This is a genomic window from Pseudomonas sp. Marseille-QA0892 (genome assembly GCF_054950135.1).
In genome coordinates this window covers 1,637,733-1,649,711 of record NZ_CM143104.1, presented here as the reverse complement: position 1 = coordinate 1,649,711, position 11,979 = coordinate 1,637,733, and the positions used below count along the sequence as shown (strand labels likewise).

Genomic DNA, 11,979 nt, shown 5'->3' with positions numbered 1-11,979 from the left:
CGCCCTTCTTACTTCAGGACATTTCCATGAAACTCGATTTCGCTCTCGAAACTGACACCGGCAACAGCACGCTTCAGGCCGATATCCGCAACCTGATCATTGCCGGCTGGGCCGGCCGCGACATGGATGCCATTGAGCACCATATCCAGGAACTGGCCGAGATCGGCGTACCGCGCCCCAGCGCCGTCCCGCTTTTCTATCGCGTCGCAAGCAACCAGCTGGTGCAGGACGACGTGGTTCAGGTCGTGGGCGACCAGTCCTCGGGCGAGGTGGAAGCCTTCGTCTTCACGGTCGATGGTGTGCAATACCTGAGCGTCGCCTCTGATCACACCGACCGGAAGCTGGAGGCCTACAGCGTTGCCCTGTCCAAACAGCTGTGCATCAAGCCGGTCGCCCGCACCGCCTGGCGCCTGGACGATGTCATCGAATACTGGGATGAGCTGCAGATCCGTGCGCGAATCGTCGAGAACGGCCAGGAAGTCGCTTACCAGGATGGCACGCTGGCCAGCCTGAGAACGGTTGCTGATCTGGTTCAGCGCTACAACGGCGGCGCAGCGCTCGCGAATGGCGACGGCATGACCTGCGGCACGGTGGCGGTGATTGGCAATATCCGGCCAGCCGCCGTGTTCGAAATGGAGTTGTACGATCCACGCCGTCAGCGCAGCATTCGTCATCGCTATTCACTGACCATCCTGCCGGAAGTTGCCTGAGGTCTTCATGCTCACCACAATCAACGATATCTCTGCCGAGCTCGACGCGGGACGCGTGACATCGGTAGGCCTGACGAAGGCCGCGCTCGCGCGTGCAATGGACCCACATGGCGAAGGGCCCCGCGTATTCACGCGCCTGGATCAAGCGGCAGCGCTGGCCAGTGCGGCCGCGTCGGATGAGCTTCGCGCCGCAGGGCTGCAACGCTCGCCATTGGAGGGCGTCCCCCTATCAGTGAAAGATCTGTTCGACATCGCCGGCCAGCCAACACCGGCTGGCTCTACGCTGTTGAGCCGCGCGCCGGTTGCAGAACGCACGGCGCTAGTCGTCGACCGACTTCGTGCAGCGGGTGCGGTTATCGTAGGCCGCACCAACATGACCGAGTTCGCCTACTCGGGCCTGGGCATCAATCCGCACTATGGCACGCCTAAAAATCCCTGGGATCGCGATACGGGTCGCATACCGGGCGGGTCATCCTCCGGCGCAGCCGTATCGGTTACTGACGGCATGGCGTTCGCTGCAATCGGCTCGGACACGGGTGGGTCCGTGCGTATACCCTCTGCCTTGTGCGGGCTGACCGGCTTCAAGCCGACTGCCAGCCGAGTGCCAATGGACGGTGTGCTACCGCTTTCCAGGGCGCTGGATTCCATCGGGCCGCTCGCGGCGTCGGTCGGTTGCTGTGCCGTACTGGACGCGGTCATGGCGGGTGACGCGTACGTGCCGATGGATATGAAGCCACTCGAAACCTGCACGTTCGCAGTTCCACGCAACGCCGTTCTGAACGATCTCGACGATACCGTGGCCGTGGCATTCGAAGCGGCGTGCCGGACGCTGGAAACAGCCGGGGCGCGAATCATGCACATTGATGTTCCGGAGTTCGATGCCCTGCCCGCCCTGAACGCGAACGGCAGCTTCACGGCGGCAGAGGCCTGGGCCTACCATCGACACTACATTGCCGAGCGCGCCAGTGAATACGACCCGCGCGTGGTGTCACGCATCGCGCTGGGCGAAAAAATGTCCGCGGCGCACCTGCTTGATCTCATTGCAGCGCGTAAGGCCTGGATCGCCTCAGTGGAACAACGCATTGCTGCGTTCGACGGCTTGTTGATGCCAACCGTGCCGCAGATCGCGCCACCCATTCGGGATCTGATCGACGACGAGGCACTCTACTTCCGCATGAACGGATTGATGCTCCGCAATCCGACATTCATCAACTTCCTGGACGGCTGCTCCCTCTCCTTGCCATGCCATACGCCTGGGACCGCTCCGGTGGGGCTGATGTTGGCCGACGCCAACGGGCGAGATCGCAAGGTGCTGTCCATCGGGCTCGCCATCGAAGCGGCGCTGGCGGGATAAGTCTCATCGGTCAGCCTTCACACCCCCTGAACGGCCCGGTTTCGTTCGTGCGAGCGTTCCTGTAGGCTCGGCCGTTTTCACACTGAGGTAAATGACATGGCACGTGCTACCGCCCGCCACATCCTGGTTTCCAGCGAAGAGAAATGCAACGAACTGAAGACCGCCATCGAAGGCGGTGCGGACTTCGCTGAACTGGCGAAGCAGCATTCTTCCTGCCCGTCCGGCCGCAGCGGCGGTGATCTGGGCAGCTTCGGCCGTGGCCAGATGGTCCCTGAGTTCGACACCGTCGTGTTCAGCGCGCCGGTCAATCAGGTTCAGGGTCCGGTAAAAACCCAGTTTGGCTATCACCTGCTCGAAGTGACCAGCCGCCAGGATTGATTGACAGGTTGCCGACTTGAAGAGCCCCGCCCTTGCGGGGCTTTTTTTTGCTCGTCCGCCTCCCCTCGCCTTTTCCCGTTCCGACTCGCGCGCCGCGGCACCACTCACTTGCCCCATTGTCGATACCAGGATGCCGCTCGAGCCAACACACGCTTGCGGGCCGACGGTACGGTTGCAAACGACACAGCGAACAACAACAAGGAACGCAACATGCACCTTGCCAAATCATTCTCAATCGCCGCGCTGGCACTGCTCACCACCGCATGCGCAACGGACACCGCGACACGCGATCCTGCCCCGCACGACCTGATCGGGCGCGCTCAGGATCTCTATGACCTGCCTGCAGCGTATCAACCGGGTACCTACCGCAATATGGATTCGGTCTATTTCACGCGTGATGTGCATCGCGGCGCCAAGGTCAGCCCACTGCCGAAGGGCCCGGAGCTGGAGGTCCAGTACAGCGGCGGCGACGTGGAGAACTTCATGCAGCGTAACCGCGTCGGCGGGCTGCTGATCATCAAAGACGGCCGCGTCGTGCTCGAGCGCTACGGCCTGGGGAATGATGATCGGACGCGCTGGACGTCCTTCAGTGTCGTGAAGTCGATTTCGTCCACCCTCGTGGGTGCTGCAGTCGCCCAGGGGCGAATCCATAGCGTGAAGGACCCGATCACGCATTACCTGCCACAGCTCAAGAGGAGCGCCTATGACGGCGTCACTGTGGAACAGGTGCTGCAGATGAGTTCGGGCGTGGCCTGGAATGAGACCTACCGTGATCCCACGTCGGATCGCCGCAAGATGTTCGAATATCAACTCGCGAATCAGCCTGGTGCTCTTCTCAAGCACATGGCCTCGCTCAAGCGCAGCAGCACGCCTGGCTCCACGTTCAAGTACAGCACCGGGGAATCGCACCTGCAGAGCGAACTGGTTCATGCGGTCACCGGAATGACCAGCAGTGACTATCTGTCGGAACGGATATGGGCCCGCATGGGCATGGAACGCGACGCGTTCTGGCAGCTCGATTCGAAAGCCGGCCAGGAGATCGGTAGCAGCGGCTTCTCAGCCACCCTGCGCGACTATGGACGCTTTGGCCAATTTATCCTGAATGACGGCGTGATCGAGGGTGAGCGGATCCTTCCGGCAGGCTGGATCGATCGTGCGACAGCGGTCAACCCCGGCTCCCACCTGGCCCCAGGCAAACTGTATGAAGGATACGCCCTCGGGTATGGCTACCAATGGTGGACATTTCCGACCGGGGCCTCCGCATTGCGCGGCCACGATGGCGGTGCGTTCGAAGCCCAGGGCATCTTTGGCCAGTTTCTCTACATCAACCGCAAGGAAAACATGGTAGCTGTGGTATGGAGCGCGTGGCCCGAGCCCGAGATGGACGAAAGCGAATCGGACACCTATGCGTTTCTGGGCGCAGCCGTCGAGGCGCTGCGTCGCTGAGTGGACCCAACCAGGAGCAACTTCATGAATGGCCATACTGAAGTCAGGGGCGCATGCGTATGCGGTGCCGTACATCTCACGCTTGAAATAAGTGACCGCAGCGTGGCGGCATGCCACTGCGGGACGTGCCGACGCTGGGGCGGCGGCCCGCTGCTGGTCGCGGAAAGTGATGTACCGATACAGTTCGAGAGTGAAGAGGACGTGGGCGTGTTCGCCACGTCCGATTGGGCTGAACGGGGGTTTTGCAAGCGCTGCGGCAGCCATCTGTTTTATCGCTTGAAGGCAGGCGGGCACTATTCCGTGCCGGTCGGCCTGCTGGACAGCGATGCGAACTGGAAAATGACCCAACAGGTCTTCGTCGAAGAGCGGCCGGCATATTACTCGTTCGCCCAACAGACCGAAGAACTGACAGGCGAACAACTGTTCGCGCAGTTTAAACAGGACCATTGACTCACCCGACCGCATATCGCCACATGCCGTGTCGATCCATACGGCACGTGCCCCGGCCGTCGGGGCTCGTGCTCATGTATGAATCGGTAGCGCGCATTGCCGGTCACATATGACACATCGTTTTGGTAGCGGAGGCAGCAGTGGGCATCAAGAAGAAGATTGAGGAGAAGCTGGGGTCCGACAAGTCGGATGCACCGACTATCGACGTCAACAAGAGCGCGACCCGTACGGTGGCCGATTCCGACGCCCCAACGACGGCAACGAACAAAACGACCGGCCCTAACGCTACGGAGCACGCCGACAAAGCGATCAACGAGAAAGAGCGCGAGCGCCCACCGCACTAAGCCAGTTAAGCGTTAGCAGGATCAGACGCTCAAAAGCCATACACCGAGGTTGTGGCCTGTGCGTCGCGGCTATTCCGTGTCGATCCAGGCTCCAACCATCTCATGGACCGCGTCGTATACGCCGGGACACGCTGCCAGGAACGGCCCACCTTCAGTCAGCGCGTTGCCACGAAGGAAATGGTTGGTCCGGCCACCGGCTTCATGAACCATGACCATGCCGGCAACGCAGTCCCAGGCATACAGGCGAGTCTCGTGATAGGCGAGCAAACGGCCAGCGGCAACGTAGGCCGTCGTGAGCGCACCCGACCCACCGCGGTAGAACATGCCGCCCGCCTCCAGCAGCTTCCCGAAGAATGGAAGGAAATGCTCCTTGCCTGGCCGATGCGTCGTTCCGACGCCCACAGCCCCCTGGTTGAGCTGCGTAGCCGCACTCGCCTTCATCGGGGCGTCATTCACGAAAGCGCCGTGACCGAGACGAGCATGGAACAACTCATTGTGGTTCGGATCCGCAATGGCGCCCAGTGTAGGTTGGCCATCCACCAGCAGGCCGATGGACACGCACCAGTTGTGCAGGCCATTGACGAAGCATGCCGTACCGTCGATGGGGTCGATGACCCAGAGGCAACGCGCATCCAGATCGGACGCACCACGCTCCTCGCCCAGCAGACCGTCGCCTGGAAAACGCTTGCTCAGCTCGGCGCGAATGTAGTCCTCCAGCTCACGGTCGGCGATGCTGACTACATCCGTGGCATCGGCGCTTTTTTGCATGACCGTGAGCTCTTCGCGTCGGCGGTAATAGGCCATTCCGCGCTGCGCGGCCTCAGATGCAATTTCCTTCGCCGCCGCATAGCGCGCGTCGAGATCCAGATCAGCAGTGGCCGATGTCACAGTCATGTAGTGCTCCAAAAAGGCGTTGTATTCGTTACGGCTTCAAAGTGCGACGGGCGCGGCCGCCCAAGGTAAGGCGTGCCGTACGCGCGCTCGCCCTGACTCTGTATAGCGTAGCTGAGTGACAATCGGGCAATGCAGCGCTATTTCAGATGAAGAATCGCAGAGGTCACAACCCATATCTGAATATCGCGTCGGGCAATCATTCAACCTCGACCGACGCCACCGCGTTGGTGCCGATTTCGACCAAGCTGAGCTTGCCGCCTTCGTAACCGCAACCGGTATCAATGTAAGCCGTATTGCCGAGCTGCATGACCTCGCGAACGCTGCTGTGACCCACATACAGCGTGCGTATGCCCTCTACTGGCGTACGGTCCTGGCTTTGGATCCGACTGCGGCTCCACAGCGCTTCGTTGACGGCCACCTGTTGGATCGCCTTGCCGTGCTTACCCTCGAGCGCCTCGACGCCCATTGACCATGGTGCATTGCGATTCAGAAAAGGCGCTTGCGCGTGAATGATGCCGACAGCGCCGCCATCCGGCTGCGCAATTTCAATGGCGATCGGCAGCTCATTCAGACGCTCTGCGATCTCCCGGCGCTCGTCGGCACGCAGAACGTACGCCCATTCACCGCCATTTCGCCGGTGGCTGCGCGCGTCGTCATCATGCAGAACGCTGTCGATCATCATCTGTTCATGATTGCCGCGCACAGGGTGGAACCAGCTCTTGCTCAGCCACTCCAGCACGCCTGATGAATACGGGCCTCGGTCGACGAGATCGCCCACGGGGAAAAGACGGTCACGCTTTGTATTGAAGCGAAGCCGCCGAAGCAGCGCCTCCAGCAGTTCGAAATGTCCGTGGACATCGCCCACTGTAAAGTCCCGTCCAAGCAGGTTCGGTTCGAATCGCCTTACCAGCCCGGAAGTTAGGTTTTCGCTCATCGAGTCTCCAGACAACTTACCGGTACCTCCAGAAGGTACGACGGCTGCACCGAGTCGCGAAAAGACCCGGCGCCCGCGCATTGAGTTCCTTTCCTGCCTTCAGGCGCTGGCATCCATGGATGTCCAAACGAGCCTCAGGCAAAGCGGCGTGCCGAATTGTAGCCCGTCCGCCCCATGCCGCCCATTGGCATTGCGATGTGCAACGCGTCACATCCACCGGTAAACAAGAAAACAAGGCGCCAGCAATGCCAGCGCCCGGGAGCCAGTCACTGTTTGTTCATGTGTAACCGAACGTTAAGCTCATCCACGATGGGCGCCCATTCGGCGTCTTCAAGGAGTTCTTCTTTCAGCAGTGCTGCCTGGCCAGCGGTCCAGAACGGCGCTTCCGACACCTTCACATCATCGGGCAGCGGGTAGTGCTGGGCGATGAATGCGTCGATGGCAGCAGGTTCGGAGTCCAGCCCAAGCTGCTCGAACAGGGTTCCAAGGTCTTTGTTTGGCAGTTCCACTGTATTCCTCCGTCATCTGAGCCGACGCCTTGATGCGTCATGGCTTAGAGCCACGACGTACGGCGCCGGTTCACTCAAGCTCACGATGTGGCGGGCCCCGCGCTCTGCCCGCCTTGCTCCACGCGGTCTTGGCCGGGTGCGCCCGCAACGTTGATCACGGGTAGTTCGCTGCCGACATGCAATGTCCGTGTTGGGAATGCGAAGGACACGCCCATCTCGTTGAATTCGCGCAGCATTCCCAAGTTGATCTCTTGCTGGATGTCCATGTACACGTTGTAATCGGAGCTGAGCACGATGTAGACGACTTCGAAGGTCAGCTGCCAGTCGTCGAATGACAGGAAGTGCGCCCGGTCGAAGCGGGTCTTCTCGACGCCCTGGATGATGCGCTTCATGGCTTGCCCGATTTCGCGCACCTTTTCCGGGGGCGTGTCATAGGTGACGCCAAACTTGAACACGATCCGACGCGTATCCATGCGTTTGTAGTTGTGCACGATCTGGCGGAGCAGATCGGTGTTCGAACAGACGACCTGTTCGCCGCTCAAGCTTCTGATGCGTGTTGTCTTCAAACCGATATGTTCGATAGTGCCTGCGACCTCTCCGAACACGACGAAGTCGCCCGTTTCGAACGGCTTGTCGATCCCGATGGAGAGCGAGGCGATGATGTCGCTTAGCAGCGTCTGCACCGCGAGCGCCACGGCAATACCACCGACACCCAGACTTGCCACCAGCGCCGTGATGTTCACGCCCAGATTGGCCAGTATCGACAGCAGCATGACCGACCACACCATCAGGCGAATGACGGTGGCGATGATTACGGTGGTCACCGGGTTACGTGGCAAGGTGCTGTCGCCGAACACCATGCTCTCTGTCCACAACCGCACCGCAGTGTCGATCCAGAGCGCAATCTGGATGGCCAGCACGATGAACCAGGCATGAGACATCAAGTCTTCCCAACGGGGCGACAGCTCGACTAGCCTCAGGCTGATCATCAGGGAGAAGGTGAGGATGAGCAGGCGGCTGGTGTTACCAACGACTTCGGCGGCGAAGCGGTAGAAGCGCTGGTGCTTGCCCTTGGACCAGGCCACGAGCCGGCGCTGGACCGCGCCGACGATTGCACGAATTACGATATAGCTGAACATCGCCACGGCGAGCACGATGCATGCATCGACCCACGCGCCACGATTCACCCACCAGTCCCACTCAAACATCCAAACCTCCCGTCATCAGGATTCGACGTGCCCGGTTGCACGTGCATACAGATGTCGGAAGTTTGTGTTACCTGATAGTTCCGCGCGCAGTATGAACAGTGAACGCCGCGCGATTCTGTCTGACGCTCTGCCCGCGCATCATCCCGCACCCCAGCCGTCTACCAAGAGAACGGAATGGCATTAGCCTAGCCAACGAATCGGGTGATATTGGGAATGATCAGGACCATCATCATGACAAAGAACACCAAGCTCGCCTGGCGCCATTTCTTTGGGTAATTACGCATCGCTCCACGCCCTTGTTATTGGTCGTTACTGGCAGGACTCAATGAGTTCAAGCAAATGCCAAGCCATTGCACCATGACGCGCCATCTCACCGTCGAACAGCCGTTTGATGCGTTCGCCTGCACACTTCTGATCGAGAGCACCGGTGTCGGGTGAGTTCAGTGTTTCCGAATCCGGCCGACCAGTGTCCGGCGCTGACTGCGTTACTCATGACGTCGAACCGTGCGGAACAGACGCGCTCCGGCCCCCGGCTGCCGTTCGTCCAGAATCGAGATGAAACATCTGGAAAGGTGCCATTTGTCCTGTGGCTGGCACCCAGCCAGTAAGGCGTATGCCCAAGACCTTGAACCGCGGCGGATCGGCGGGCTTTCGAAGAAACCCCACCCCAGGGGTGGAGATCGACAGAAGCAGAGTGCTTTGGGAACGGTCGAGAGTTACCTGTCACGTTCCTGCACCGTTGCCGAGACTCGCATATCAAAGCAGTGAGCCGTTTCGGCTCCTATAGCGGAGAACGACCATGCACACACGGATACCTGCCCTAACCCTTTGCATGCTGTTTTCGACGGCAGCACTCGCAGATGCGGGCACGAACATGCAGCAGGAACGTCAGCAGAGCGGCGCGGACATGGAGATGCAACGTCAACAGGGCGGCAGCTCCGTCGGCGGAGCGCCCGGCACGCTGGGGGGGTCTGGCGCGACTACTCCGGGAGCATCCACTCCGGGAGCATCCACTCCGGGAGCATCCACTCCAGGAGCATCCACGCCGGACGCAACCACACCCGGTCAGGCGCCAATGCCGGGCGCACCAACAACGCCGTCCGGCCCGACAACCAATGGTTCCTCGACCAATCCGGGTACACCGGGCACCGAGTTACCCGGCATGGGCGCGCCGGGCACGGGAGGATCGGCCACCACTCCCGGTAGCACCGGTGCACCAGCCAGCCCCGGCGGTGCAGGCCCCTCCAGTCAAGGTGGCGGTGGCATGGGCGGCAGCGGAATGGGCTCGGGTTCGGGTGCCGGCGGCACTGGCGGAATGGGCGGCGGCGTAGGCGGCGGCGCAGCCCAATAAAGCGCTAGCGGCCCACGCCATTCACGGAGTGGGCCGCTTAAATGCATGAATCAGCTGAAAAAAAATTTGCCTTCGATAAATGGTTCGACTACATTAGCGCGCCTCGACGGAGCCAACGGCTTCTAGAGCGCTGGTGAGGTGTCCGAGCGGTTGAAGGAGCACGCCTGGAAAGTGTGTATACGGGAAACCGTATCGAGGGTTCGAATCCCTCCCTCACCGCCAGCTAAGTAAAACCCCTGAACTGATTAAACAGTTCGGGGGTTTTTCGTTTCTGGAGGCCAAAAAAGGAGGCCCCGATGCCACGTCACTGGGACATCTTCTGCAGCGTCGTCGACAACTACGGCGACATCGGCGTTACATGGCGATTGGCTCGGCAACTGGTGGCAGAACATGGGCAAGCGGTCCGCTTGTGGGTCGACGATCTGCACGCATTCAAGCGCCTATGCCCAGAAGCGGACGGCCAAGCGGCGTGCCAAACGTGCCGGGGCGTCGAAGTCCGGGCCTGGGTCGATGGCGTCGGCCTCGGTCATCTGGTAGACGTCGTGATCGAAGCGTTCGCCTGCCAACTGCCGGCGGCGATTGAAGACGAACTACGCGCTGCGAGCCCAGCTCCCTGCTGGATCAATCTTGAATATCTCAGCGCCGAGCCGTGGATCGAGTCCTGTCATGGGCTCCCCTCCCCCCAGGGTGGCGGACTCTCCAAGTACTTCTTCTTCCCAGGGTTCACACCTGCCACAGGCGGGCTCCTGCGTGAGCACGACCTTATCGAGCGACGGAACATTTTTCGGGCAAGCCCGGTTGCGCAGCGCGAATTTCTCGCTCGGCTCGGCGTGACGCGCCGGCAAGACGCTTTGCTCGTCTCGCTGTTTACATACGAGAACCCCGCATTGGCGCAGTGGCTCGACGTACTCGTGGCGGGTGCCTCGCCCACGCAGGTTCTGGTACCTGAAGGCCGGGCGCTCAACGATATCTGCGAATGGGCCGGGAACTCGTTGGCGATCGGCGATACTCTGGAAAGAGGCTCGCTTGTCGTTCAGGTCGTGCCTTTCATGAGCCAGCCGGAATTCGATTACCTGTTGTGGGCGTGCGATTTCAACGTCGTGCGAGGCGAAGATTCGTTCGTCCGCGCACAATGGGCTGGACGCCCTATGCTCTGGCATATCTATCCGCAGGACGACGATGCGCACCTCGACAAGCTGGACGCATTCCTTGCGCGCTATATCGATGCGCTTCCTGAGGACGTGGCACGTTGTGTTCGTGACCTTTGGCAGGGCTGGAACACCCAGCAAATGGACCAGGCAGTGTGGGGTGCGTGGCAGCAGAACCTGGAAACGATCGAGTTTCACGCACGCGCCTGGTGTGACACGCTTTGCACGCAGGCAGACCTGGCAGCACAGCTGGTACGTTTTACCGCCGACCATTGAGCCTCGTGGCCTGGCGCCACGCCTTCGGTCGAAGAACATGGCATTCGGCAACCGAAAGCTGTGCTTTGCAGGCAAAACGGCTATGATACGCGGCCAGTTTTTCCGTCAATTCAGACAACGGATATTCGAATGAAAACCGCACAAGAGTTTCGTGCCGGCCAAGTGGCCATGATCAACGGCGAGCCATGGGTCATCCAGAAAGCCGAATTCAACAAGTCCGGCCGCAACGCTGCCGTGGTCAAGATGAAGCTGAAGAACCTGCTCAACGGTTCGGCGACCGAGACTGTGTACAAGGCCGATGACAAGTTCGAGCCTGTGATCCTCGAGCGCAAGGAAGTTACCTTCTCCTACTTCGCTGACCCGATGTATGTCTTCATGGACACCGAGTTCAACCAGTACGAAGTCGAAAAAGACGACCTGGGCGACGCGCTGGCCTACGTCGAAGACGGCATGCAGGACGTTTGCGAAGCAATCTTCTACAACGATCGCGTGATCTCCATCGAATTGCCGACGACCATCGTGCGCAAGATCGTGTACACCGAGCCATCCGCTCGCGGCGACACCAGCGGCAAGGTCATGAAGACCGCCCGCCTGGCAAACGGCACTGAACTCAAGGTTGCTGACTTCTGCGAGATCGATGACCACATCGAAATCGACACCCGCACCGGTGAGTACAAGTCCCGCGCCAAGGTCTAACGACCGGCGAGTGACGCAAAAGACCCGTATCGAGCGATACGGGTTTTTTTTGGCCTGCGAAATGAATATGTCTGAAGCATGCCCCTATCCCTTTCGGATTCAGCCGGGCTGCGATCAGCCGGGCTGCGCTCAGCCGGGCTGCGTCCAGCCGGCTCTATCCAGCGTGCTAAGGTGCGGCGCGCTCACACGCCATGCATCCAAAGGCCATGCAGCATTGCCATTACTTCGGACGGCATGGAACGGCACTGCTAAACTGCTGTGTTTGATATCCGAGCGCACCA

The 11,979-nt window shown here is 60.4% G+C and carries 13 protein-coding genes and 1 tRNA gene; 10 read left to right on the top strand and 4 right to left on the bottom strand.

The window, feature by feature from the left end; all coding sequences use genetic code 11:
- The first annotated feature begins 26 nt into the window (after window positions 1–26).
- The 6 genes from ACY8D3_RS07620 to ACY8D3_RS07595 all read left to right on the top strand — a co-directional run bounded on the left by ACY8D3_RS07620 (window position 27) and on the right by ACY8D3_RS07595 (window position 4,682).
- Window positions 27–710 (top strand): DUF2848 domain-containing protein, encoded by a 684-nt coding sequence (locus tag ACY8D3_RS07620; protein ID WP_462383035.1) that lies wholly within the window; start codon window positions 27–29, stop codon window positions 708–710.
- Window positions 711–717: 7 nt separating this feature from the next.
- On the top strand, window positions 718–2,064 hold the full coding sequence (locus ACY8D3_RS07615; RefSeq protein ID WP_462383034.1) for an amidase: 1,347 nt from the start codon (window positions 718–720) through the stop codon (window positions 2,062–2,064).
- Window positions 2,065–2,160: 96 nt separating this feature from the next.
- A complete protein-coding gene (locus ACY8D3_RS07610; protein ID WP_462383032.1) occupies window positions 2,161–2,442 on the top strand; it encodes a peptidylprolyl isomerase in 282 nt (93 codons plus the stop codon).
- 210 nt (window positions 2,443–2,652) lie between these two features.
- Window positions 2,653–3,888, top strand: a complete 1,236-nt coding sequence (locus ACY8D3_RS07605; RefSeq protein ID WP_462383031.1) for a serine hydrolase domain-containing protein — start codon at window positions 2,653–2,655, stop codon at window positions 3,886–3,888.
- A 24-nt stretch (window positions 3,889–3,912) separates the two neighbouring features.
- Window positions 3,913–4,338 carry a GFA family protein gene (locus tag ACY8D3_RS07600; RefSeq protein ID WP_462383030.1) on the top strand — a complete coding sequence of 142 codons (426 nt, stop codon included), beginning with the start codon at window positions 3,913–3,915 and terminating at the stop codon, window positions 4,336–4,338.
- A 140-nt stretch (window positions 4,339–4,478) separates the two neighbouring features.
- A complete protein-coding gene (locus tag ACY8D3_RS07595; RefSeq protein ID WP_462383029.1) occupies window positions 4,479–4,682 on the top strand; it encodes a hypothetical protein in 204 nt (67 codons plus the stop codon).
- Window positions 4,683–4,751: 69 nt separating this feature from the next.
- On the opposite strand, the gene ACY8D3_RS07590 is transcribed toward ACY8D3_RS07595, so the two are convergent.
- From ACY8D3_RS07590 to ACY8D3_RS07575, 4 genes are all read right to left on the bottom strand, one after another.
- Entirely contained in the window at window positions 4,752–5,576 is an 825-nt protein-coding gene (locus ACY8D3_RS07590; RefSeq protein WP_462383027.1) for an inositol monophosphatase family protein, read from the bottom strand.
- 196 nt (window positions 5,577–5,772) lie between these two features.
- Window positions 5,773–6,510 (bottom strand): metallophosphoesterase, encoded by a 738-nt coding sequence (locus ACY8D3_RS07585; RefSeq protein ID WP_462383026.1) that lies wholly within the window; start codon window positions 6,508–6,510, stop codon window positions 5,773–5,775.
- A 266-nt stretch (window positions 6,511–6,776) separates the two neighbouring features.
- Window positions 6,777–7,019: a DUF2789 domain-containing protein gene (locus ACY8D3_RS07580; RefSeq protein ID WP_462383025.1), complete on the bottom strand. Its 243-nt coding sequence runs from the start codon at window positions 7,017–7,019 to the stop codon at window positions 6,777–6,779.
- Window positions 7,020–7,099: 80 nt separating this feature from the next.
- Complete coding sequence (locus ACY8D3_RS07575; RefSeq protein ID WP_462383024.1) at window positions 7,100–8,227, bottom strand: mechanosensitive ion channel family protein; 1,128 nt, start codon at window positions 8,225–8,227, stop codon at window positions 7,100–7,102.
- 799 nt (window positions 8,228–9,026) lie between these two features.
- Between ACY8D3_RS07575 and ACY8D3_RS07570 the strand changes: the two genes are divergently transcribed.
- From ACY8D3_RS07570 to efp, 4 genes are all read left to right on the top strand, one after another.
- A complete protein-coding gene (locus tag ACY8D3_RS07570) occupies window positions 9,027–9,578 on the top strand; it encodes a hypothetical protein (RefSeq protein WP_462383022.1) in 552 nt (183 codons plus the stop codon).
- A gap of 132 nt (window positions 9,579–9,710) precedes the next feature.
- A tRNA-Ser gene (locus ACY8D3_RS07565) sits at window positions 9,711–9,800 on the top strand.
- Between the two features lie 74 nt (window positions 9,801–9,874).
- Entirely contained in the window at window positions 9,875–11,002 is a 1,128-nt protein-coding gene (earP, locus tag ACY8D3_RS07560) for an elongation factor P maturation arginine rhamnosyltransferase EarP (RefSeq protein ID WP_462383021.1), read from the top strand.
- A gap of 129 nt (window positions 11,003–11,131) precedes the next feature.
- Window positions 11,132–11,698, top strand: coding sequence for an elongation factor P (efp, locus tag ACY8D3_RS07555; protein ID WP_462383019.1), 567 nt, complete (start codon window positions 11,132–11,134; stop codon window positions 11,696–11,698).
- Window positions 11,699–11,979: the final 281 nt, after the last annotated feature.

Excerpts from the sequence above, each read along its gene's own strand:
- ACY8D3_RS07570 (WP_462383022.1), top strand. The coding sequence starts at position 9,027 with ATGCACACACGGATACCTGCCCTAACCCTTTGCATGCTGTTTTCGACG.
- ACY8D3_RS07600 (WP_462383030.1), top strand. The coding sequence starts at position 3,913 with ATGAATGGCCATACTGAAGTCAGGGGCGCATGCGTATGCGGTGCCGTA.
- ACY8D3_RS07605 (WP_462383031.1), top strand. The coding sequence starts at position 2,653 with ATGCACCTTGCCAAATCATTCTCAATCGCCGCGCTGGCACTGCTCACC.
- ACY8D3_RS07590 (WP_462383027.1), bottom strand. The coding sequence starts at position 5,576 with ATGACTGTGACATCGGCCACTGCTGATCTGGATCTCGACGCGCGCTAT.
- ACY8D3_RS07620 (WP_462383035.1), top strand. The coding sequence starts at position 27 with ATGAAACTCGATTTCGCTCTCGAAACTGACACCGGCAACAGCACGCTT.
- ACY8D3_RS07615 (WP_462383034.1), top strand. The coding sequence starts at position 718 with ATGCTCACCACAATCAACGATATCTCTGCCGAGCTCGACGCGGGACGC.
- ACY8D3_RS07585 (WP_462383026.1), bottom strand. The coding sequence starts at position 6,510 with ATGAGCGAAAACCTAACTTCCGGGCTGGTAAGGCGATTCGAACCGAAC.
- earP (WP_462383021.1), top strand. The coding sequence starts at position 9,875 with ATGCCACGTCACTGGGACATCTTCTGCAGCGTCGTCGACAACTACGGC.
- efp (WP_462383019.1), top strand. The coding sequence starts at position 11,132 with ATGAAAACCGCACAAGAGTTTCGTGCCGGCCAAGTGGCCATGATCAAC.
- ACY8D3_RS07610 (WP_462383032.1), top strand. The coding sequence starts at position 2,161 with ATGGCACGTGCTACCGCCCGCCACATCCTGGTTTCCAGCGAAGAGAAA.
- ACY8D3_RS07575 (WP_462383024.1), bottom strand. The coding sequence starts at position 8,227 with ATGTTTGAGTGGGACTGGTGGGTGAATCGTGGCGCGTGGGTCGATGCA.